Genomic DNA, 20,851 nt, shown 5'->3' with positions numbered 1-20,851 from the left:
GTGCGCCGTCTCACTGCATCTGCCTGCAGCTTGCTCGTCGGCCTGCTGCTCAGCGCCCCGGCGCAGGCACAATCCCTCTACCGCCACCGGATCGAGGCCCTGCCCAGCCAGCCGCAACAGCAGGCGCTGGCCGAGTTGCTGGCCGACACCACGGCGAGCGTGACCGCCGCGCAGCTGGGAGCCGCCGTGCCCAGCGGGCGGGCCAGGGTCAGCCTGACGCCGATGTTCTCCGCGCAGCTCGGCAGCTGGCCGTTCGAATCGCTGGTCGGCAGCGGCCTGTTCAAGGTCATCGCCGACTACCAGAGCCAGCATCCGCGAGCCCTTCAGCTCGACGCCGGGAGCATCGACCTGGCGCAACTGGAGCGCGCCGTGGCCGACCCGAGGATCCTCCGCCGCTACAAGGACGGCTTTCTGCTCAGCTACCCGCTGCTGATCGGCGCCCAGGCCGCCCTGCTGGTCGAAGACAGCCACCTCTACCTGAACAGCCGCAGCGGCGCGGCGCTGATCAACCTGGGCCAGCTCAGGCTGCAGCGCAGCCACCTGCAGAGCTGGAGCGGCGCCACCGGCCCTGCCAGGCCGCGGCTGTTCCGTCCCTTCATCATGACCTGGGCCGGCAGCCTGACCCTGATCGAGCACTCCAGCCTCGCGCGCCTCGGCTACAACGCCCACCTGACCCGCGGCCTGAGCAGCCGGCGCAGCCCGCAGCAGGGCGCGGGCACAGGCCCGGCGCGCTTGCTGATCCGTGCCAGCCAGCTGCGCGAAATGGCCAGCGGCGCCGAACTGCACGATGCCCTGGTGTTGATCGACAACAGCAGTTTCGAGGATATCCAGCAGTACGCCATCGACCTGCATGGCAGCCGGCTGAGCCTGCGGCAGAACCGCATCAGGCAGGTGCGCAATCAGAGCGCGATCCGCATCGGTGGCGCCAGCAGCGGCGATGTCACGCAGAACCTGATCGTCGCCAGTGGCAAGTCGGCGATCGCGGTGGTGGCGCAGTCCGGCGATCTCAGCCTGCGCGACAACCTGATCGGCAACAGCGGCAGCAGCGGCATCCGCCTGCAGGAGCGCCCGGCGCAGGCCGGCGGCCGCCTGCTGGTGGCCGGCAACCTGATCACCAACAGCCATGGCAGCGGCATCGACGCGGAGAACATCGGCGCCGCGCTGATTGCCGGCAACCGCATCAGCGCCTCGCCGGAATACGCCATCAGCCTGCGCAACGTCCGACCGCAACCAGGCCAGATCGGCCTGTTCGACAACCGCCTGGCGAGCATCGGCAAGTCGATGATCCGCAGCCAGGGGATCACCAATCTGCAGCTCGGCGGCAACCGTTTCGAGGGCCTGGCGGTGAACCAGGTGGTGCTGGCCGGTGATCTGTTGCCAGTGCAGAGCCTGCTGCTGGAAACCACCGTGCAGCGGGGCTGCATTGCCCAGCTACAGATCGCTGCCACCGCGCAGGCCATCACGCCACCGCCCAGAGCAGCGCGCTGCGACTAGCACGCGGGGATCCAGCAAGCCGGCACGCGCGGCGAAAGAGGCTGCGCCGCCGCAGATCGCACCCAACAAAAAGCCCCCGCCAACTCAGGTTGACGGGGGCTTTTCAGTCATGCGGCCGGGTTATCAGCCTTTCTTGGCAGCGCGGGTGCGCTCGCTTTCGCCCAAGATTTTCTTGCGCAGACGGATCGACTTCGGCGTGACTTCGCACAGCTCGTCGTCCTGGATGAACTCCAGAGCCTGTTCCAGGGTGAAGCGAACCGGCGGCACCAGGGCGATGGTTTCGTCCTTGCCGGAAGCCCGCATGTTGTCGAGCTTCTTGCCCTTGGTCGGGTTCACACCCATGTCGTTGTCACGGCTGTTGAGGCCGACGATCTGCCCTTCGTAGATGTCCTGGCCGTGCTCGACGAACAGCTTGCCACGGGCCTGCAGGGTTTCCAGCGAGTAGGTCAGCGCCTTGCCGGTGGCGACCGATACCAGTACGCCGTTCTGCCGGCCGGACATGTCGCCGGACTTCATCACGTCGTAGCGGTCGAAGATGCTGGTCATGATGCCGGCACCCGAGGTCAGGGTGAGGAACTCGTTGCGGAAACCGATCAGGCCACGGGCCGGGATGTTGTACTCGAGGCGCACACGGCCCTTGCCATCCGGAACCATGTTGGTCAGGTCGCCTTTGCGCAGACCCATCTGCTCCATCAGCGCGCCCTGGGAAACTTCCGGCACGTCGATGGTGACGTTCTCATAGGGTTCGTGCTTGACCCCATCGACCAGCTTGATGATCACTTCCGGACGACCGACACCCATCTCGAAGCCTTCGCGACGCATGGTTTCGATCAGTACCGAGAGGTGCAGCTCGCCACGGCCGGAGACCTTGAACTTGTCGGCAGAGTCGCCCTCTTCGACGCGCAGGGCGACGTTGTACAGCAGTTCCTTGTCCAGACGCTCCTTGATGTTGCGGCTGGTGACGAACTTGCCTTCCTTGCCGCAGAACGGCGAGTCGTTGACCTGGAAGGTCATGGCAACGGTCGGCTCGTCGACGGACAGCGGGACCATGGCTTCGACGTTCTGCGGATCGCACAGGGTGTCGGAGATGAACAGCTGGTCGAAACCGCTGATGCAGACGATGTCGCCAGCGGCGGCTTCATCCACGTCGATACGGTGCAGGCCGTGGTGGCCCATCAGCTTGAGGATACGACCGTTACGGCGCTTGCCGTGAACGTCGATCGCCACCACCTGGGTGTTCGGCTTGATGCGGCCACGGGCGATACGACCCACGCCGATGATGCCGAGGAAGCTGTTGTAGTCCAGGGCGGAAATCTGCATCTGGAACGGGCCGTCGCGGTCGACTTTCGGCGCCGGCACGTGGTCGACGATGGCCTGGTACAACGGCACCAGGTCTTCCGCCATGGCGGTGTGCTCCAGACCGGCAACACCGTTGATCGCCGAAGCGTACACGATCGGGAAGTCCAGCTGCTCTTCGGTCGCGCCGAGGTTGTCGAACAGGTCGAAGATCTGCTCGACCACCCAATCCGGACGTGCGCCCGGACGGTCGACCTTGTTCACCACCACGATCGGACGCAAGCCAGCCTGGAAGGCTTTCTGGGTCACGAAGCGGGTTTGCGGCATCGGACCGTCCTGGGCGTCGACCACCAGCAGCACCGAGTCGACCATCGACATCACGCGCTCGACTTCACCGCCGAAGTCGGCGTGGCCGGGGGTGTCGACGATGTTGATGTGGTGGCCATTCCAGTTGATGGCGGTGTTTTTCGCCAGGATGGTAATGCCGCGCTCTTTTTCCTGGTCGTTGCTGTCCATCAGGCGCTCGGTGTCGAGCTCGTTGCGCTCGAGGGTGCCGGACTGGCGCAGGAGGGCGTCAACCAGGGTGGTCTTGCCATGGTCGACGTGGGCGATGATGGCGATGTTGCGTAGTTTTTCGATCACTGGTGTATCTCGATCAGAGGATTCGGTTTGCCGCATAGTTTACGCGGCGGATATTAACTAAATACGAATTCGGCCAGACGGTGCAAAAGCGCAGCGGCTTTTACCCCGCCTGCAGGTCGGGAGGGCGATGACGGATGCTTCCGCCATTCAACCCGGGCGTCTTATGCCGGACGATAAACGCGCACATTGGCATACCCCTCGCTAAGCAGGTGGTGGGCATGCAAACGGCTCATGACGCCCTTGTCGCAATACAGCAGGTATTGGCGATTGGCATCCAGCTCTTTGAAGCGGCTGTTCAAGGCATAGAACGGCAGCGTTTGCACTTCGATACCGGGCAGCTCTAATGGCCGCTCTTCGGCGTTATCCGGGTGACGAATGTCAATGATGACATGACTGGCCAGGGCTTCGCTGACTTCCTCGACCTTGACGTCCTTGCCCAGCTCGTCGATCACCTTGTCGATCGGCAGCAAGGTCGCGCGCTCGAGGGCGCGCTGGAGAATCGCCATATCGAACTGGCGCTCTTCATGTTCGATGCGTTCTTTCTTCGCCCGGGTGGTCGGATTCACCGAGATCACGCCGCAATACTCCGGCATGTGCTTGGCAAACTCGGCGGTGCCGATGGCCGTTGCAGTGTCGATGATGTCCTGCTTGTGGCTGGCGATCAGCGGGCGCAGCACCAGCATGTCGGTGGCCGAATCGATCACCGAGAGGTTGGGCAGGGTCTGGCTGGAGACCTGGGAAATCGCCTCGCCGGTGACCAGGGCATTGATCTGCAGCTGCTCGGCCATGTGCGTGGCGGCACGCAGCATCATGCGCTTGAGGATCACGCCCATCTGGCTGTTGTCGACCTTGCCGAGAATCTCGCCGAGCACTTCCTCGAAGGGCACGCTGATGAACAGCACGCGCTGGGAACGGCCGAACTTCTGCCACAGGTAGTGGGCCACTTCCATGACGCCCAACTCGTGGGCACGGCCGCCCAGGTTGAAGAAGCAGAAATGGGTGACCAGGCCGCGGCGCATCATCTGATAGGCGGCGACCGTGGAATCGAAACCGCCGGACATCAGCACCAGGGTCTGCTCCAGCGAACCCAGCGGGTAACCGCCCAGGCCCTGGTGCTGGTTGTGGATGACGAACAGGCGCTGGTCGCGGATCTCCATGCGCACTTCGACTTCGGGCTGCTTCAGGTCGATCCCGGCAGCGCCGCACTGCTGGCGCAACTGGCTGCCGACATAGCGCTCGATGTCCATCGAACTGAAGGCATGCTTGCCGGCACGCTTGCAACGCACGGCGAAGATCTTGCCCGGCAAGCGGTCGCCGAAGTGCAGTTTGCATTTTTCCAGCACGTCGTCGAAGTCGCCCAGCGGGTAGTCGTCGACCTGGAGAAAATGGGTGATGCCCGGCGTGCAAGCGAGCCGCTCGATCAGCGCCTGCAGCGTCTTCGGCTCGCTGATCGCGGTCTCGACTTCCAGGTTGTCCCACACACCACTGACCAGCAGCTGCGGATCGAGATCGCGCAGCACCGAGCGAATGTTCTTCGCCAACTGCCGGATAAAATGCTTACGCACCGGCCGGCTTTTGATGGTGATTTCTGGAAAGACTTTAACGATCAGTTTCATTAAAACGGCGCATGCCGAGACGGCTAAAAAACAGGGGCGCGGATTATAGCGGAAATTGTGCAAGCTTTGACCAAAAATACCATCCCCCCAAATCAGTGCGCCTTATTGGTGCATATAGAAGCCATGGAGATCCATTTTGGTGCAAAAAATATCAGCCTGATTATTCGCAGGCCTCGTCATGCTTGAGTTTCAGCCGTTTAACCCATTCTTGTGCACTGGCATGCAATTTGCTCCCTTGTGAGGCAGGTTATCCTGGCGGACTATCGCGCCCGGCCGCACCATATTATCGAGGGCTCACCATTCCGAGCCTTATCCACCTGGAGGACAGCATGTCGAAGTCGATTCAACTGATCAAAGAACACGACGTGAAGTGGGTTGATCTGCGCTTCACCGATACCAAGGGCAAACAGCACCACGTGACCATGCCGGCACGCGACGCCCTGGACGAAGACTTTTTCGAAATCGGCAAAATGTTCGATGGCTCGTCCATTCATGGCTGGAAGGGCATCGAAGCCTCCGACATGATTCTGCTGCCGGTCGACGAAACCGCCGTACTCGATCCGTTCACCGAAGAGCCGACCCTGATCCTGGTCTGCGACATCATCGAGCCGAGCACCATGCAAGGCTATGACCGCGACCCGCGCTCGATCGCCAAGCGCGCCGAGGAATACCTCAAGTCCACCGGTATCGGCGACACCGTATTCGTCGGCCCGGAGCCTGAGTTCTTCATCTTCGACGAAGTGAAGTTCAAGTCGGACATCTCCGGTTCGATGTTCAAGATCTACTCCGAACAGGGTTCCTGGATGTCCGACCAGGACGTCGAAGGCGGCAACAAGGGCCACCGTCCGGGCGTCAAAGGCGGCTACTTCCCGGTTCCGCCATTCGACCACGACCACGAAATCCGTACCGCCATGTGTAATGCCATGGAAGAAATGGGTCTGGTCATCGAAGTGCACCACCACGAAGTGGCGACTGCCGGCCAGAACGAAATCGGCGTCAAGTTCAACACCCTGGTGGCCAAGGCTGACGAAGTTCAGACCCTGAAGTACTGCGTGCACAACGTCGCCGACGCCTACGGCAAGACCGCTACCTTCATGCCGAAGCCGCTGTATGGCGACAACGGTTCGGGTATGCACGTGCACCTGTCGATCGCCAAAGACGGCAAGAACACCTTCGCCGGCGAAGGCTATGCCGGCCTGTCCGATACCGCCCTGTACTTCATCGGCGGCATCATCAAGCACGGTAAGGCCCTGAACGGCTTCACCAACCCGTCGACCAACTCCTACAAGCGTCTGGTCCCGGGCTTCGAAGCCCCGGTGATGCTGGCCTACTCGGCACGCAACCGCTCCGCCTCGATCCGTATCCCGTACGTTTCCAGCCCGAAAGCCCGCCGCATCGAAGCCCGCTTCCCGGATCCGGCTGCCAACCCGTACCTGGCCTTCGCCGCCCTGCTGATGGCTGGCCTGGACGGCATCCAGAACAAGATCCACCCTGGCGACGCTGCGGACAAGAACCTGTATGACCTGCCGCCGGAAGAAGGCAAGCTGATCCCGCAGGTTTGCGGCAGCCTGAAAGAAGCCCTGGAAGAGCTGGACAAGGGCCGCGCGTTCCTGACCAAGGGCGGCGTATTCTCCGACGACTTCATCGACGCTTACCTCGAGCTGAAGAGCGAAGAAGAAATCAAGGTACGCACCTTCGTACACCCGCTGGAATACGACCTGTACTACAGCGTCTAAACCGGCAAGCAAGACAAGAGGCCACCTTCGGGTGGCCTTTTTTGTGGCTGTTCAGCGGGCATTTACGCTGGACAGTCAATTTGTTGCGCCAGTCCTGATCGCCACACCAGCACCCTTGCCAGCGCGACCTGCCAATGCAAGTCTTAGCAGTACATCCATCGGGAGATTGGCCATGCGCCGGATACTCACCTGCCTGCTGCTGGGCCTGGCACTACCGGCCAGCGCACAGATCTACAAATACACCGATGCCAACGGCAATTCCGTATTCACCAATCAGCCGCCGCAAGGCGTGGCGGCGCAACCCGTCGAACTGCCACCGACCAACACCGTGGAAGCCCAAGCACCGACCCCGCCCACGGCCAGCGATAGCGGCGAAACCACGACCGCAGCGCCCTATCGACTCCTGCAATTGAGCGACCTGCCCAGCGCCGAAGCACTGCGCGCCAACGCTGGCACCTTCAGTGTCGGGGTTGAACTGGAGCCACGCCTGGCGTCCAATCACCGCCTGCGCCTGCTGCTGGATGGCCAACCCTACGGCCAGCCAAGCAATGTGCCGCGCCTGCAATTGACCAATATCGACCGCGGCGAACACAGCCTGGCGGTCGAGGTACTCAGCGGCGACCAGCCGATTCAACAGAGCGCTACCGTGATGTTCACCGTGCAACGGGTCAACACCAGCAGCCCGGCGCTACGCCCACCACCTGCCAAACCCAAACCGGCCCCCTGAACCATGCGCAACCTACTGCTTTGCCTGTTGCTGGCCAGCTTGCCGGCTGCCGCCCAGGTCTACACCTATATAGACGCCGAAGGTAACCGGGTATTCACCGACAAACCTCGGCAGAGTAATGCCGAACTCATCCAGTTGCCGCCCAGCAACGGCATGCACAGCGTGATCAGCGAGCCGCCGCCAGCAGTGGCGCCCCCCAGCGCGCCGGCACCGGGCTACCAGATGCTACGGATCCTGGTGCCGCAGCCCGACGCGACTATCCGCGACAACGCCGGCAACCTGATCGTCACCGCCACCAGCGAGCCGGCACTGCATAGCGGCCACAGCTTTCGCCTGCTACTGGATGGCCAAGCGACAGGCGAAAGCGGACGCAGCCCGGTTTTTCCGCTGGAGAATATCGACCGCGGCACCCACCAGTTGGCCGTGGAAATCGTCGACGCCCAGGGCCGCACCCTGGAACGCACCCCCAACCAGCCGCTGCATATGCTGCGTAGTACCCTGGCGCAGAAACGCCTGGTCAGGCCCTGCAAGCAAGTCGATTACGGCGTGCGCCTGGAATGCCCGCTCAAGGACAAACCGGCGGAAAAGCAAGACATCCCCTTCGTGCCCTTTATCTGATCGCGCAGATAGCGCACCATATTAGTGCAACATGTTGCACCACCGACTATGCATTCCCTATTTTGGTTCGCCCGCCCGCCCGACTGCCGAACCAAAACGCCCCCAAGTTGCCGCCACTGCTGATTCCGCGCGTCTTTTAGGGGCTTTGGTTTGCTTCTTGCATTTTCCTGCTGCATTGCCGGAAGCCTCTGCCTATGACTATCAATGACGCACTGCACCGCCTGCTACTGGACAACCTGACCACCGCCACCCTGCTGCTCAATGCCGACCTGCGCCTTGAGTACATGAACCCGGCGGCGGAAATGCTCCTGGCCGTCAGCGGCCAGCGCAGCCACGGACAGTTCATCAGCGAGCTGTTCACCGAGTCGGCCGAGGCCCTGAGCGCGCTACGCCAGGCGGTCGAAGAGGCGCATCCGTTCAACAAGCGCGAGGCGGTGCTCACCGCCGTCACCGGCCAGACCCTCACCGTCGATTACGCGGTAACGCCGATCCTCAATCGCGGCGAAACCCTGCTGCTGCTGGAGGTGCATCCACGCGACCGGCTGCTGCGCATCACCAAGGAAGAAGCGCAGCTGTCCAAGCAGGAAACCACCAAGATGCTGGTGCGCGGCCTGGCCCACGAGATCAAGAACCCGCTTGGCGGCATTCGCGGCGCCGCCCAGTTACTCGCCCGCGAGCTGCCGGACGAAGACCTCAAGGACTACACCAACGTCATCATCGAAGAAGCCGACCGCCTGCGCAATCTGGTCGACCGCATGCTCGGCTCGAACAAGCTGCCGTCGCTAGCGATGACCAACGTGCACGAAGTGCTGGAACGGGTCGGCAGCCTGGTCGAGGCAGAAAGCCAGGGCAGCATCATTTTGGTGCGTGATTATGACCCGAGCATCCCCGACGTCCTGATCGATCGCGAACAGATGATCCAGGCCGTGCTCAATATCGTGCGCAATGCCATGCAGGCGATCGGCTCGCAGAACGAACTGCGCCTGGGCCGCATCACCCTGCGCACCCGCACCCTGCGTCAGTTCACCATCGGCCATATCCGTCATCGCCTGGTGGCCCGCCTGGAAATCATCGACAACGGCCCGGGCATCCCGGCCGAACTGCAGGACACCATCTTCTATCCCATGGTCAGCGGGCGTGCCGACGGCACCGGGCTGGGCCTGGCGATAACCCAGAACATCATTAGTCAGCATCAGGGCCTGATCGAGTGCGAGAGCCATCCTGGTCACACCGTGTTCTCGATCTTCCTGCCGCTTGAACAAGGAGTAACTCCGTCATGAGTCGCAGTGAAACCGTATGGATCGTCGACGACGACCGTTCCATCCGCTGGGTTCTGGAAAAAGCCCTGCAACAGGAAGGCATGACCACCCAGAGCTTCGACAGCGCCGACGGCGTGCTCAACCACCTCGGCCGGCAACAACCGGACGTGATCGTCTCCGACATCCGCATGCCCGGCTCCAGCGGCCTGGAACTGCTGGCGCGGATCCGCGAACTCTACCCGCGCCTGCCGGTGATCATCATGACCGCCCATTCCGACCTGGACAGCGCCGTGGCGTCCTATCAGGGCGGCGCCTTCGAGTACCTGCCCAAGCCGTTCGACGTCGATGAAGCGGTCTCCCTGGTCAAGCGCGCCTATCAGCACGCGCAGGAGCAGCAAGGCTTGCAGGTGCCCGTCGAACAGGCACGCACGCCGGAAATCATCGGCGAAGCGCCGGCCATGCAGGAGGTGTTTCGCGCCATCGGCCGGCTCTCCCACTCCAATATCACGGTATTGATCAACGGCGAATCCGGCACCGGCAAGGAGCTGGTCGCCCACGCCCTGCACCGACACAGCCCGCGGGCCGCCTCGCCCTTTATCGCGCTGAACATGGCGGCGATCCCGAAAGACCTGATGGAATCCGAGCTGTTCGGCCACGAAAAAGGCGCCTTCACCGGCGCCGCCAACCAGCGCCGCGGGCGCTTCGAACAAGCCGACGGCGGCACCCTGTTCCTCGACGAGATCGGCGACATGCCGGCCGACACCCAGACCCGCCTGCTGCGTGTGCTGGCCGATGGCGAGTTCTACCGGGTCGGCGGCCACACGCCGGTCAAGGTGGATGTGCGGATCATCGCCGCCACCCACCAGAACCTGGAAACCCTGGTGCACGACGGCAAGTTCCGCGAAGACCTGTTCCACCGCCTCAACGTCATCCGCATCCACATCCCGCGCCTGGCCGACCGCCGTGAAGACATCCCGACCCTGGCCCGCCACTTCCTCGCCCGCGCCGCGCTGGAACTGGCCGTCGAACCCAAGCTGCTGAAAAGCGAGACCGAGGACTACCTGCGCAACCTGTCCTGGCCGGGCAACGTGCGCCAGCTGGAGAACACCTGCCGCTGGATCACCGTGATGGCCTCCGGGCGCGAGGTGCATGTCGGCGACCTGCCCCCGGAACTGCTCAGCCAGCCACAGGACAGTGCACCGGTGAGCAACTGGGAACAGGCCCTGCGCCAATGGGCCGACCAGGCCCTGGCCCGCGGCCAGTCGGACCTGCTCGACAGCGCAGTACCGGCTTTCGAGCGGATCATGATCGAAACGGCGCTCAAGCACACCGCCGGCCGCCGCCGTGATGCCGCCCTGTTGCTGGGCTGGGGCCGCAACACCCTGACCCGCAAGATCAAGGAACTGGGCATGAAGGTCGATAGCGCCGACGACGACGACAGCGACGACAGCTGATAGCCGACTGGATACAGAAGAACGGGCCGCGGCCCGTTTTTTTGCTTCCTGGCAGGCCGTTGCAGCACGCACCGGCCCTTCAGCCGGCAAGAGTGAAGGCTAAAGCTGAGCCATGCGCCGGCTCTGGGCCATCGCCACGGCCAATTGGAACCCAGGGTTTCGGCCCATGCTCCGAATCGGCACCCGGATGCCCCCGAATGCACAGGCAAGGAACATTTTTGCCCGGGGGCACAGCGCCCCGACTCCCGGCGACAGCGCCGCAGCCCAGCAAAACCGGGGCTTTGCGCCGCCGTAATAAAACTGGCACACAGTCTGCATATGCTTAAGCAATCCCAGTTTCGGGGACCTTGGTACAGGCAGGCCGGGGATTCCCCTCTTTTATTCGTACGCCAGGCTGACAGTCAGCCGCCAGCGCCCGTCCAGCTCCTCGGCGCGCCACTCGCCGCGTAGCGGACGGGCCGCCACCATGCGCAGCAGCAACTCCCGCCCCTCGCGCCGCACCCGCCAATTGACGACCCTGCCCTGCAGGCGCAACTGCCCCTGCTGCTCACGGCCCAGGCTCTCGACGCGCAGGAAAAAGGCCCCCTCGATGTGATCGGCACGCACCTTCGGCTCGACGTTGAACCACAGCTGCAGCCCCTGCTCCGCCACCTCGACACTCGCCAGCCGCAGGGGGTCGGGCTGCAACATACGGCCGATCATCAGTCCGATCAGAAAGCCGAACAGCGCCAGGGAGCCGATCACCCGCGCCCAGGGACGCGGCCGCGGACCCGGATCAGGAGTAGAATGCCGACCGTCTTCAGGCTTGGAGCCGCGCATGTTTCACGTGATCCTCTTTCAACCGGAAATTCCACCGAATACCGGCAACATTATCAGGCTCTGCGCCAACAGCGGCTGCCATCTGCACCTGATCGAGCCACTGGGCTTCGAGCTGGATGACAAGCGCCTGCGCCGCGCCGGCCTCGACTACCACGAGTACGCCAGCCTGCAGCGCCACGCCGATCTGCCCGGCTGCCTGGAGAGCCTCGGCCAGCCGCGAGTCTTCGCCTTCACCACCAAAGGTTCCCAGCTCTATCACCAGGTGCGCTACCAGCCCGGCGACGCCTTTCTGTTCGGCCCGGAAAGCCGCGGCCTGCCCCAGGACATCCGCGACGGCCTACCCGCCGAACAGTGCCTGCGCCTGCCGATGCGCGCAGGCTGTCGCAGCCTGAACCTGTCCAATACCGTCGCAGTGGCAGTCTACGAGGCCTGGCGCCAGCAGGATTTCGCCGTAGCGCAATAAAAAGCTGCAGCGCTATCCGAGTAGGGTGCGCCGTGCGCACCACCGCCTCGGCAGCCTGCCACGCACAAAAAAGCGCCCCGCAAGGCGCTTTTGTCGACCCGGGCTGTGAAGCCTTAGTGGGCCGGAGCGGCCTCGGCAGCCTGCTGCTGGATGCGCTGCAATTCCTGCGCGTAGAGCGCGTCGAAGTTCACCGGCGCCAGCATCAGTGCCGGGAAGGAGCCACGCACGACCAGGCTGTCCAGGGTTTCGCGCGCGTACGGGAACAGGATGTTCGGGCAGAACGCACCCAGGGTGTGGCTCATGGAGGCGGCGTCCAGGCCCTTGACCAGGAAGATCCCGGCTTGCTGGACTTCGGCGATGAAGGCGGTTTCCTCGCCATTCTTCACGGTAACCGAGAGGGTCAGCACCACTTCGTGGAAGTCGCCATCCAGCGGCTTCTGCCGGGTATTCAGGTCCAGGGCAACGCTCGGCGTCCATTCCTGACGGAAGATTTCCGGGCTCTTCGGCGCCTCGAAGGACAGGTCGCGGACATAGATGCGCTGCAGGGAAAACTGCGGATTCTGTTCGCCCTGGGCGGCGGCGCCGTTGCTAGCTTGTTCAGTCATGGCAAAGCCTTCTTGTCGTAGATAGATGAGAGGGTACTAACCAGGCCATTGAAAAATGTCGCGAGCGACTGCCAGGCGCGGCTGGGCGACTCGCCTGGCCGTCGCCGATAGTCCGCTTCGCTACGTTGCAACGCCGCATAGCGCGCGAAGCCCGCAGTGGTTTTTCAACGGTTTTACTAAGCCTCGAGCAGCGCATCCAGCTTGCCAGCGCGCTCCAGGGCATACAGATCGTCGCAACCACCAACATGGCTGCTGCCGATCCAGATCTGCGGCACCGAGGTGCGCTGCGCCTTGCGGGTCATCTCCGCGCGCACCTCAGGCTTGCCGTCGACCTTGATTTCATCGAAGTCCACGCCCTTCTGCGCCAGCAACTGCTTGGCGCGCATGCAGTAGGGGCACCAATCGCTGGAATAAATGACGACGGCAGACATATCACTTCACCAATGGCAGGTTGTCGCCACGCCAGCTGGCAATGCCGCCAGACAGTTTGGCGGCATTGAAACCGGCCTTCTTCAGGTCACGGCTGACCGTTCCGGCATGCTGGCCCATGGCATCGACCACGACCAGGGTCTTGCCTTTGTGCTTTTCCAGCTCGGCGATGCGACTGGCGACTTTTTCATAGGGGATGTGCAGGGCGCCGACGATATGGCCGGCAGAGAAATCCTTCTGCCCACGTACATCCAGCACCAGGCCTTGCTCGCTGTTGATCAGGGCGGTCAGCTCGCGGCTGCTCAGGCTTTGCCCGCCTTTACGCAGCTCCGTGAAGATCAGCAGAGCCAGCAGAACAACGAACAATCCGCTCAATACATAGTGGGTAGAGGCAAATTCAATCAGATTGGCAAGCATGAGGTGGTTCCGGGACGGTAAAATCCCGGCAGTATACACAGCCCCACAGGTCGGCCACACCCCGCCCAGCGGTGACGGATCCGACACCAGGCCTTAAAATGCCCGGCCTTTTTGCCTTCATGCACAGCGAGCCAGATTAATGAGCGCCACGCCCAAACCTTTGGTCCTGATCATTCTCGACGGCTTCGGTCACAGCGACAGCACCGAATACAACGCCATCCATGCCGCCAACACGCCGGTCTACGACCACCTGCGCGCCACCCAGCCGCACAGCCTGATCTCAGGCTCAGGCATGGACGTCGGCCTGCCGGACGGCCAGATGGGCAATTCCGAGGTCGGCCACATGAACCTCGGCGCCGGCCGCGTGGTGTACCAGGACTTCACCCGGGTGACCAAGGCCATCCGCGATGGCGAATTCTTCGGCAATCCGGCGATCACCCGCGCCGTGGATCAGGCGGTGAGTGCCGGCAAGGCCGTGCACATCCTCGGCCTGCTGTCCGACGGCGGCGTGCACAGCCACCAGGATCATCTGGTCGCCATGGCCGAGCTGGCCGCCCAGCGCGGCGCCGATAAGATCTATCTGCACGCCTTCCTCGACGGTCGCGATACCCCGCCGAAAAGCGCCCAGGCCTTCATCGAACTGCTCGACAGCACCTTCGCCAGGCTCGGCAAGGGCCGCATCGCCAGCCTGATCGGCCGCTACTTCGCCATGGACCGCGACAACCGCTGGGACCGCGTCGAGCAGGCCTACAACCTGATCGTCAACGGTCAGGGCCAGTTCAACGCCAGCAACGCGCTCGAAGGCCTGCAGGCCGCCTACGCCCGCGGCGAGAACGACGAGTTCGTCAAGGCCACCACCCTCGGCGAGCCGGTCAAGGTCGAGGATGGCGACGCCGTGGTGTTCATGAACTTCCGCGCCGACCGCGCCCGCGAACTGACCCGAGCCTTCGTCGAAGCCGATTTCCAGGACTTCCCGCGCGCGCGCCTGCCGCAACTGGCCGACTTCGTCACGCTCACCCAGTACGCCGCGAGCATTCCGGCGCCCAGCGCCTTCGCCCCGGCCAGCCTGACCAATGTGCTCGGCGAATACCTGGCGAAGAACGGCAAGACCCAGCTGCGGATCGCCGAGACCGAGAAATACGCCCACGTCACCTTCTTCTTCTCCGGCGGGCGCGAAGAACCGTTCGAGGGCGAGGAGCGCATCCTGATCCCGTCGCCGAACGTCGCCACCTACGACCTGCAGCCCGAGATGAGCGCAGCGGAGGTCACCGACCGGATCGTCGAGGCGATCGAGCAACAGCGTTATGACGTGATCATCGTCAACTACGCCAACGGCGACATGGTCGGCCATACCGGCGTGTTCGACGCCGCGGTCAAGGCCGTGGAGTTCCTGGACAGCTGCGTCGGGCGCATCGTCGCGGCGCTGGACAAGGTCGGCGGCGAAGCCCTGCTCACCGCCGACCACGGCAACGTCGAGCAGATGGAGGATGCCTGCACCGGCCAGGTGCACACCGCCCACACCTGCGAGCCGGTGCCCTTCATCTACATCGGCAAGCGCCAGCTGAGCATCCGCGAAGGCGGCGTGCTGGCCGACGTGGCGCCGACCATGCTGACCCTGCTGGGCCTGCCCATCCCGCAGGAAATGACCGGCACCAGCATCATTCAGCTGAAGTAGCCTGTGTAGGTTGGGCTGAGCTCCGCGCAGCCCAACAACCCAGCAACCCCGGGACTGACAGCAGCACCGACCGGCCAACGCATCTTGCAGCTTGCAACTGTTTTTTTAGGCATACTAGGCCCGTCTCCCGCCCAGGTGTCGCCAGTACCATGTTTCGCCTCCTTGCCCTGATTTTCCTCGCCTGCCTGCTGACTCCGGCGTTTGCCGACGAGAAAGCCGACGCCCAGAAACAGCTGGAAGCCGCCCGCAGCGACGTGGCCGAGCTGAAAAAGCTGCTGGAGAAGTTGCAGCAGGACAAATCCGGCGTGCAGAAAGACCTGCGCAAGACCGAAACCGAAATGGGCGAGCTGGAAAAACAGGTCAAGGAACTGCAAAAAAGCCTGAAAGACGGCGAGGTGGAAATCCAGCGCCTCAATCAGGAGAAAAAAAAACTCCATGACGCGCGCCTCGAGCAACAACGGCTGATCGGCATTCAGGCCCGCGCCGCCTACCAGAGCGGCCGCCAGGAATACCTGAAATTGCTGCTGAACCAGCAGAATCCGGAAAAATTCTCGCGCACCCTGACCTATTACGACTACCTCAGCGAAGCGCGCATGGAGCAGTTGGCCACGTTCAACGAAACCTTGCGCCAGCTGGCCAACGTCGAGCAGGACATCGTCAACCAGCAGAACCAGCTGCTAGAGCAGAAAAGCAGCCTGGACGCTCGCACCGAGCACCTCGCCGAGGCGCGCAAGGAACGCCAGTCGGCCCTGGCCAAACTGAACCAGGAGTATTCCGCCCGCGACCACAAGCTCAAGGCCCGCCAGCAGGAGCAGGCGCAAATGGCCCGGGTCCTGAAAACCATCGAAGCGACCCTGGCCCGCCAGGCACGGGAAGCCGAACAGGCGCGGCAACAGGCCCTGATCGCCGCGCGCGAGCAACAGCGCAGCAGCACGGCAGCCGCCAGCAGCCCTGACAGCGGCCCGCTGGTCAGCTCCGGCAGCACTTATGGCGGGCCTTTCGCCCAGGCGCGTGGCAAGTTGCCCTGGCCGGTCGATGGCCGCTTGGTCGCCCGCTACGGAACCCCGCGCGGCGCTGACGCTCGGACCAAGTGGGATGGCGTACTGATCGGCGCCAGCGCCGGCAGCCAGGTCCGCGCCGTGCATGGCGGCCGCGTGGTCTTCGCCGACTGGTTGCGCGGTGCCGGGCTTCTGGTCATTCTCGACCATGGCAATGGCTACCTGAGCCTGTACGGACACAACCAAAGCCTGCTCAAAGACGCCGGCGACGTAGTCAACGCCGGCGAGCCCATCGCCACGGTCGGCACCAGCGGCGGGCAAGACACTCCCGCGCTGTATTTCGCGATTCGCCAGCAGGGCCGCCCCAGCGACCCTGCACAATGGTGCCGCACGCAAGGATAAGCGCTGCGCTCACCTCTCTAGGAGTTAGTTCGACATGCCGCATCTGTCTCGCCTCACCTCTCTGGCCCTGGCTATCGCCTTGCTCGGCGGCCCTCACCTGCTGCAGGCCGCAGAAACGCCGCCAGCGGCGGCCATCGCGAACGACAAGGCGCCGCTGCCGCTGGACGAGCTGCGCACCTTCGCCGAGGTGATGGATCGCATCAAGGCTGCCTATGTCGAGCCCGTCAGCGACAAGACCCTGCTGGAAAATGCGATCAAGGGCATGCTCAGCAATCTCGACCCGCACTCCGCCTACCTCGACCCGCAAACCTTCCGCGAGCTGCAGGAAAGCACCAGCGGCGAGTTCGGTGGCCTGGGCATCGAAGTCGGCATGGAAGACGGTTTCGTCAAGGTGGTCTCACCGATCGACGACACCCCGGCCTCGAAAGCCGGGATCCAGCCGGGCGACCTGATCGTCAAGATCGACGGCCAGCCGACCAAGGGCCTGTCGATGGTGGAAGCCGTGGACAAGATGCGCGGCGAAGCCGGCAGCAAGATCCTCCTGACCCTGGTGCGCGAGGGCGGCAAGCCCTTCGATGTGGAACTGACCCGCGCGGTGATCAAGGTCAGGAGCGTCAAGAGCCAGTTGCTCGAGGACGGCTACGGCTATGTGCGCATCTCCCAGTTCCAGGTCAACACCGGCGAAGAAGTCGGCAAGGCCCTGAACAAGCTGCGCAAGGACAACGGCAAGAAGCTGCGTGGCCTGGTGCTGGATCTGCGCAACAACCCCGGCGGCGTACTCCAGGCTGCGGTCGAGGTATCCGACCACTTCCTCAAGAAAGGCCTGATCGTCTACACCGAAGGGCGCATCGCCAACTCCGAATTGCGTTTCTCTGCCGACCCGGCAGATGCCAGCGAAGGCGTGCCGCTGGTGGTGCTGATCAATGGCGGCAGCGCCTCGGCCTCGGAAATCGTCGCCGGCGCCCTGCAAGATCACAAGCGCGGCGTGCTGATGGGCACCGACAGCTTCGGCAAGGGCTCGGTGCAAACCGTGCTGCCGCTGAACAACGACAGCGCCCTGAAACTCACCACCGCGCTCTACTACACCCCCAACGGCCGCTCGATCCAGGCCCAGGGCATAGTGCCGGACATCGAGGTGGCACGTGCCAAGCTGACCCGCGAACAGGATGACGCCAACATCAAGGAAGCCGACCTGCAGGGCCACCTGGGCAACGGCAACGGCGGCGCGGACAAACCGAGCCAGGGCAAAGCCAGCAAACCGGAACGGCCACAGGATGACGACTACCAACTGAGCCAGGCGCTCAATCTGCTCAAAGGCCTGAGCGTCACCCGCGGCGATTGACTCCATCCCAAGCAAGCAGCCTGCTGCCCGTAGGAGCGGGCCATGCCCGCGAAACCGCAATCGCGGCCATGGAACTGGGCGCCACCGCCGCGCCTACAGGTAGTTCGTCACAGCCCAACAAGCGTACAGATGACCAGCAAAAAGCCCGGCCTTGATCACTCAAGGCCGGGCTTTTTGACGCCGATTAGCGGCTACAGATAGCTGTTGGTCATGTCCTCGACGAAGCCTTCGCTGCGCAACTCGTCCAGCGCCTTCTGCAAGCGCTGCACCACCTCATCCGGGGTGTCCTTGTTCAGCGCCAGGTACAGCTCGGCCTCCTTGAAGCGCAGTACGGTGGTCAGGCCGCTGACGCCCTCCTGCTTGGCCAGGTAGCGGCCAACCGGGTCGGTGGTGGCCCACAGATCGATCTTGCCGCTGAGCAGCTTCTTGACGTTTTCCTGGTCGCGCAGCGCATTGATCGGCTGCAGCCCCTGGCTTTCCAGGTGCTGGCTGACCGCATCGTTCTTGTAGGCGCCGACCTTGTATTGCCCGGCCTCTTTCAAGCTCGCCACACTGAGGTTGTTGCCTGGCGCGGCAAGCAGCACCCAGCCGGTGTTGGCAATCGGCCCCACCCACTTGAACAGCGGCTGGCGCTCCGGGGTAAAGGTGGTGGAGAACAACCCATAGTTGGGCTTGTCCAGGGTCAGGCGGTACAGCCGATCCCAGGGAAAGCGCAGGCTCAGGCTGTAGTCGATCTTGGCGCGCTTGAACATGGCACGGACGATCTCGGCGCTGATGCCGTCGATGCCGTCGTCACGGGCGAAGTTCTTGTCGTCGACCGACATATTGAACGGCGGGAAGTTCTCGGTCAGCAGCACCACCTTGTAGCCATAGGGCAACTCGGCATGGGCCGCGCAGGCGCTGAAGAAAAGGCCGAACAACAGACTGCTTTTTATGATTTTCAACATTAGTCTTCCCGCTCGCAGGTGTGGGGATTATGGCCAGCGGCAGCCCGGCTCGTGGCCAGACTGCTGAGTCCTGTTTTACAGATAACTGTTGAGGATGTCGTCGACAAAGCCTTCGTCGCGCATCCGGTCCAATTCGGCCTGCAGCTTCTGTACCACTTCGTCGGGTACAGCCTTGTTGAGGGCCAGGTACAACTCGGCACTGTCGAACCGCAGGATGGTTTTCAGCCCGGAGACACCTTCCTGTTTCGCCAGGTAACGTCCGGCGGGATCGCCGGTGGCCCACAGGTCGATCTGCTCGGCCATGAGCTTCCTGGCGTTCTGTTGATCACGCAATACGGTGACCGGTTGCAGCCCCTGTTGTTGCAGATGGTCGGCGATGGCATCACCCTTGTAGGCGCCGACTCTGTACTGCTTGGCCTCTGCCAGGCTGCCCAGCGTGATAGTGCTGTCGCCCCGCCCCAGCAATACCCAGTCGTCCGGACCGATCGGCCCGACCCACTTGAACAGCGCTTCACGCTCGGGCAACCGGGCGGTGACGAACACGCCGTAGTCCGGCTTCTCCAGCGCCAGCTTGTAGATGCGATCCCAGGGGAAGCGCAGGGTCATGCTGTAGTTGACGCCGGCACGCTTGAACATCTCGCGCACGATATCCACCGCTATACCGTCAAGTTTGTCTTCCTGGGCGAAGTTCTTGCCGTTGACCGCCATGTTGTAGGGCGGGAAGTTCTCGGTGAGCAAAACCACGCGGTAGTCCGGCGCCAATTCGGCGTGAGCGCTGGTGCTCAGCCCGAATACGACACCGGCCAGCGCAAACAGCAGGCGTTTGTGCATGTGCATTCTCTTTATGCGGGTGAAGGCAGGACAGTTCTGGTGAAGGCAGGATGCCGCAGCATACTCAGCCCGACCCTCTACGCCCAGTCGCACCCGGGAGAATGCGGCTCATCCGGTCCATGGCAGACCTGGAATGACGCATTTATGTATTTGTCGGCAGACGCCAGCCGAGAGCCTAACCCAGCGCGCCAGCGGGCGCTGTCGACTCGTTCCCAGCTTGGGTCGACAGTGCCTGCCGTGCCGACCTATCAGCGCACCACGATGCCGCGACTGGCCAGGTAGGCCTTGGCCTCGGGTACGGTGTATTCGCCGAAGTGGAAGATGCTCGCCGCCAGCACCGCATCGGCCTTGCCTTCGAGGATGCCGGCGGCCAGGTGTTCGAGGTTGCCGACGCCGCCGGAGGCGATCACCGGAATGCCGACCAGCTCGCTGATGGCGCGGGTGACGCCGAGGTCGTAGCCGCGCTTCACGCCATCCTGATCCATGCTGGTGAGGAGAATTTCACCGGCGCCGAGGTCTTCCATTTTCTTCGCCCAGAGCACGGCATCCAGGCCGGTCGGCTTGCGCCCGCCGTGGGTGAAGATTTCCCAGCGCGGGGTTTCACCCGGTTTGGAAACCTGCTTCGCGTCGATGGCGACGACGATGCACTGCGAACCGAAGCGCGCAGCCGCCTCGCCGACGAACTCCGGGGTAAACACCGCCGCGGTGTTGATCGAGACCTTGTCCGCGCCGGCATTCAGCAGGTTGCGGATGTCCTGCACGGTGCGCACGCCGCCGCCCACGGTCAGCGGAATGAACACCTGGCTGGCCATGCGCTCGACCGTATGCAGGGTGGTGTCGCGGCCATCGACGCTGGCGGTGATGTCGAGGAAGGTAATCTCGTCGGCGCCCTGCTCGTCGTAACGGCGGGCGATTTCCACCGGATCGCCGGCATCGCGGATGTTCTCGAACTGGACGCCCTTGACCACGCGGCCGTTGTCCACGTCGAGGCAGGGGATGATGCGTTTAGCCAGTGCCATAGAGGTATTCCCGTAAGGTGTCGCGGGGCCGCCCAGGTCGGGCGCACCACCAAAACAGTGCA

At 63.3% G+C, this 20,851-nt stretch carries 19 protein-coding genes; 10 read left to right on the top strand and 9 right to left on the bottom strand.

The window, feature by feature from the left end:
* A complete protein-coding gene (locus G9C89_RS25380) occupies window positions 1-1,494 on the top strand; it encodes a right-handed parallel beta-helix repeat-containing protein (RefSeq protein ID WP_172143348.1) in 1,494 nt (497 codons plus the stop codon).
* A gap of 123 nt (window positions 1,495-1,617) precedes the next feature.
* Here the strand turns inward: G9C89_RS25380 and typA are convergent, their stop codons facing one another.
* Together typA and thiI are read right to left on the bottom strand one after the other, a co-directional pair.
* Window positions 1,618-3,432, bottom strand: coding sequence for a translational GTPase TypA (typA, locus tag G9C89_RS00205; RefSeq protein ID WP_172143347.1), 1,815 nt, complete (start codon window positions 3,430-3,432; stop codon window positions 1,618-1,620).
* A gap of 161 nt (window positions 3,433-3,593) precedes the next feature.
* A complete protein-coding gene (gene thiI / locus G9C89_RS00200; RefSeq protein ID WP_172143346.1) occupies window positions 3,594-5,048 on the bottom strand; it encodes a tRNA uracil 4-sulfurtransferase ThiI in 1,455 nt (484 codons plus the stop codon).
* Window positions 5,049-5,377: 329 nt separating this feature from the next.
* Between thiI and glnA the strand changes: the two genes are divergently transcribed.
* The 5 genes from glnA to ntrC all read left to right on the top strand — a co-directional run bounded on the left by glnA (window position 5,378) and on the right by ntrC (window position 10,842).
* On the top strand, window positions 5,378-6,784 hold the full coding sequence (glnA, locus tag G9C89_RS00195) for a glutamate--ammonia ligase (protein WP_172143345.1): 1,407 nt from the start codon (window positions 5,378-5,380) through the stop codon (window positions 6,782-6,784).
* A gap of 172 nt (window positions 6,785-6,956) precedes the next feature.
* Window positions 6,957-7,511, top strand: coding sequence for a DUF4124 domain-containing protein (locus tag G9C89_RS00190; RefSeq protein WP_172143344.1), 555 nt, complete (start codon window positions 6,957-6,959; stop codon window positions 7,509-7,511).
* A gap of 3 nt (window positions 7,512-7,514) precedes the next feature.
* Window positions 7,515-8,129 carry a DUF4124 domain-containing protein gene (locus tag G9C89_RS00185; protein ID WP_172143343.1) on the top strand — a complete coding sequence of 205 codons (615 nt, stop codon included), beginning with the start codon at window positions 7,515-7,517 and terminating at the stop codon, window positions 8,127-8,129.
* A gap of 194 nt (window positions 8,130-8,323) precedes the next feature.
* Entirely contained in the window at window positions 8,324-9,409 is a 1,086-nt protein-coding gene (gene glnL / locus G9C89_RS00180) for a nitrogen regulation protein NR(II) (RefSeq protein WP_172143342.1), read from the top strand.
* Entirely contained in the window at window positions 9,406-10,842 is a 1,437-nt protein-coding gene (gene ntrC / locus G9C89_RS00175; protein WP_172143341.1) for a nitrogen regulation protein NR(I), read from the top strand. Before glnL ends, ntrC begins: the two co-directional genes overlap by 4 nt.
* 378 nt (window positions 10,843-11,220) lie before the next feature.
* On the opposite strand, the gene G9C89_RS00170 is transcribed toward ntrC, so the two are convergent.
* Entirely contained in the window at window positions 11,221-11,661 is a 441-nt protein-coding gene (locus tag G9C89_RS00170; RefSeq protein ID WP_172143340.1) for a hypothetical protein, read from the bottom strand.
* Here G9C89_RS00170 and trmL point away from each other — a divergent pair.
* Entirely contained in the window at window positions 11,660-12,124 is a 465-nt protein-coding gene (gene trmL, locus G9C89_RS00165) for a tRNA (uridine(34)/cytosine(34)/5-carboxymethylaminomethyluridine(34)-2'-O)-methyltransferase TrmL (protein WP_172143339.1), read from the top strand. The genes G9C89_RS00170 and trmL overlap by 2 nt on opposite strands.
* Before the next feature lie 113 nt (window positions 12,125-12,237).
* Here the strand turns inward: trmL and secB are convergent, their stop codons facing one another.
* The 3 genes from secB to G9C89_RS00150 all read right to left on the bottom strand — a co-directional run bounded on the left by secB (window position 12,238) and on the right by G9C89_RS00150 (window position 13,575).
* Window positions 12,238-12,729: a protein-export chaperone SecB gene (secB, locus tag G9C89_RS00160; protein ID WP_172143338.1), complete on the bottom strand. Its 492-nt coding sequence runs from the start codon at window positions 12,727-12,729 to the stop codon at window positions 12,238-12,240.
* 176 nt (window positions 12,730-12,905) lie between these two features.
* A complete protein-coding gene (grxC, locus tag G9C89_RS00155; protein ID WP_172143337.1) occupies window positions 12,906-13,160 on the bottom strand; it encodes a glutaredoxin 3 in 255 nt (84 codons plus the stop codon).
* 1 nt (window position 13,161) lies between these two features.
* On the bottom strand, window positions 13,162-13,575 hold the full coding sequence (locus G9C89_RS00150) for a rhodanese-like domain-containing protein (RefSeq protein ID WP_172143336.1): 414 nt from the start codon (window positions 13,573-13,575) through the stop codon (window positions 13,162-13,164).
* A 139-nt stretch (window positions 13,576-13,714) separates the two neighbouring features.
* Between G9C89_RS00150 and gpmI the strand changes: the two genes are divergently transcribed.
* The 3 genes from gpmI to G9C89_RS00135 all read left to right on the top strand — a co-directional run bounded on the left by gpmI (window position 13,715) and on the right by G9C89_RS00135 (window position 17,992).
* The gene (gpmI, locus tag G9C89_RS00145; protein WP_172143335.1) at window positions 13,715-15,250 is read left to right on the top strand and encodes a 2,3-bisphosphoglycerate-independent phosphoglycerate mutase; all 1,536 of its coding nucleotides are present in this window, start codon (window positions 13,715-13,717) and stop codon (window positions 15,248-15,250) included.
* Window positions 15,251-15,399: 149 nt separating this feature from the next.
* Window positions 15,400-16,650, top strand: a complete 1,251-nt coding sequence (locus G9C89_RS00140; protein ID WP_172143334.1) for a murein hydrolase activator EnvC family protein — start codon at window positions 15,400-15,402, stop codon at window positions 16,648-16,650.
* A 34-nt stretch (window positions 16,651-16,684) separates the two neighbouring features.
* Window positions 16,685-17,992: a S41 family peptidase gene (locus G9C89_RS00135; RefSeq protein ID WP_172143333.1), complete on the top strand. Its 1,308-nt coding sequence runs from the start codon at window positions 16,685-16,687 to the stop codon at window positions 17,990-17,992.
* A 191-nt stretch (window positions 17,993-18,183) separates the two neighbouring features.
* On the opposite strand, the gene G9C89_RS00130 is transcribed toward G9C89_RS00135, so the two are convergent.
* The 3 genes from G9C89_RS00130 to hisF all read right to left on the bottom strand — a co-directional run bounded on the left by G9C89_RS00130 (window position 18,184) and on the right by hisF (window position 20,789).
* Window positions 18,184-18,939: a substrate-binding periplasmic protein gene (locus tag G9C89_RS00130; protein WP_172143332.1), complete on the bottom strand. Its 756-nt coding sequence runs from the start codon at window positions 18,937-18,939 to the stop codon at window positions 18,184-18,186.
* 75 nt (window positions 18,940-19,014) lie between these two features.
* Complete coding sequence (locus G9C89_RS00125) at window positions 19,015-19,770, bottom strand: substrate-binding periplasmic protein (protein WP_172143331.1); 756 nt, start codon at window positions 19,768-19,770, stop codon at window positions 19,015-19,017.
* A gap of 248 nt (window positions 19,771-20,018) precedes the next feature.
* Entirely contained in the window at window positions 20,019-20,789 is a 771-nt protein-coding gene (hisF, locus tag G9C89_RS00120) for an imidazole glycerol phosphate synthase subunit HisF (RefSeq protein ID WP_172143330.1), read from the bottom strand.
* Window positions 20,790-20,851 lie beyond the last annotated feature (62 nt).

This window comes from Pseudomonas tumuqii (genome assembly GCF_013184545.1).
Lineage (GTDB): Bacteria > Pseudomonadota > Gammaproteobacteria > Pseudomonadales > Pseudomonadaceae > Aquipseudomonas > Aquipseudomonas tumuqii.
Note: the sequence above shows the minus strand (reverse complement) of the source record. Positions and strands in the feature narration are given on the sequence as shown.

What these genes read in the sequence shown, in the direction of transcription:
- G9C89_RS00150 (WP_172143336.1), bottom strand. Translation starts at nt 13,575, where the DNA reads ATGCTTGCCAATCTGATTGAATTTGCCTCTACCCACTATGTATTGAGC.
- G9C89_RS00135 (WP_172143333.1), top strand. Translation starts at nt 16,685, where the DNA reads ATGCCGCATCTGTCTCGCCTCACCTCTCTGGCCCTGGCTATCGCCTTG.
- G9C89_RS00140 (WP_172143334.1), top strand. Translation starts at nt 15,400, where the DNA reads ATGTTTCGCCTCCTTGCCCTGATTTTCCTCGCCTGCCTGCTGACTCCG.
- grxC (WP_172143337.1), bottom strand. Translation starts at nt 13,160, where the DNA reads ATGTCTGCCGTCGTCATTTATTCCAGCGATTGGTGCCCCTACTGCATG.
- gpmI (WP_172143335.1), top strand. Translation starts at nt 13,715, where the DNA reads ATGAGCGCCACGCCCAAACCTTTGGTCCTGATCATTCTCGACGGCTTC.
- G9C89_RS00170 (WP_172143340.1), bottom strand. Translation starts at nt 11,661, where the DNA reads ATGCGCGGCTCCAAGCCTGAAGACGGTCGGCATTCTACTCCTGATCCG.
- G9C89_RS00130 (WP_172143332.1), bottom strand. Translation starts at nt 18,939, where the DNA reads ATGTTGAAAATCATAAAAAGCAGTCTGTTGTTCGGCCTTTTCTTCAGC.
- ntrC (WP_172143341.1), top strand. Translation starts at nt 9,406, where the DNA reads ATGAGTCGCAGTGAAACCGTATGGATCGTCGACGACGACCGTTCCATC.
- trmL (WP_172143339.1), top strand. Translation starts at nt 11,660, where the DNA reads ATGTTTCACGTGATCCTCTTTCAACCGGAAATTCCACCGAATACCGGC.
- G9C89_RS00185 (WP_172143343.1), top strand. Translation starts at nt 7,515, where the DNA reads ATGCGCAACCTACTGCTTTGCCTGTTGCTGGCCAGCTTGCCGGCTGCC.
- thiI (WP_172143346.1), bottom strand. Translation starts at nt 5,048, where the DNA reads ATGAAACTGATCGTTAAAGTCTTTCCAGAAATCACCATCAAAAGCCGG.
- glnL (WP_172143342.1), top strand. Translation starts at nt 8,324, where the DNA reads ATGACTATCAATGACGCACTGCACCGCCTGCTACTGGACAACCTGACC.
- secB (WP_172143338.1), bottom strand. Translation starts at nt 12,729, where the DNA reads ATGACTGAACAAGCTAGCAACGGCGCCGCCGCCCAGGGCGAACAGAAT.
- glnA (WP_172143345.1), top strand. Translation starts at nt 5,378, where the DNA reads ATGTCGAAGTCGATTCAACTGATCAAAGAACACGACGTGAAGTGGGTT.
- G9C89_RS00190 (WP_172143344.1), top strand. Translation starts at nt 6,957, where the DNA reads ATGCGCCGGATACTCACCTGCCTGCTGCTGGGCCTGGCACTACCGGCC.
- hisF (WP_172143330.1), bottom strand. Translation starts at nt 20,789, where the DNA reads ATGGCACTGGCTAAACGCATCATCCCCTGCCTCGACGTGGACAACGGC.
- G9C89_RS00125 (WP_172143331.1), bottom strand. Translation starts at nt 19,770, where the DNA reads ATGCACAAACGCCTGCTGTTTGCGCTGGCCGGTGTCGTATTCGGGCTG.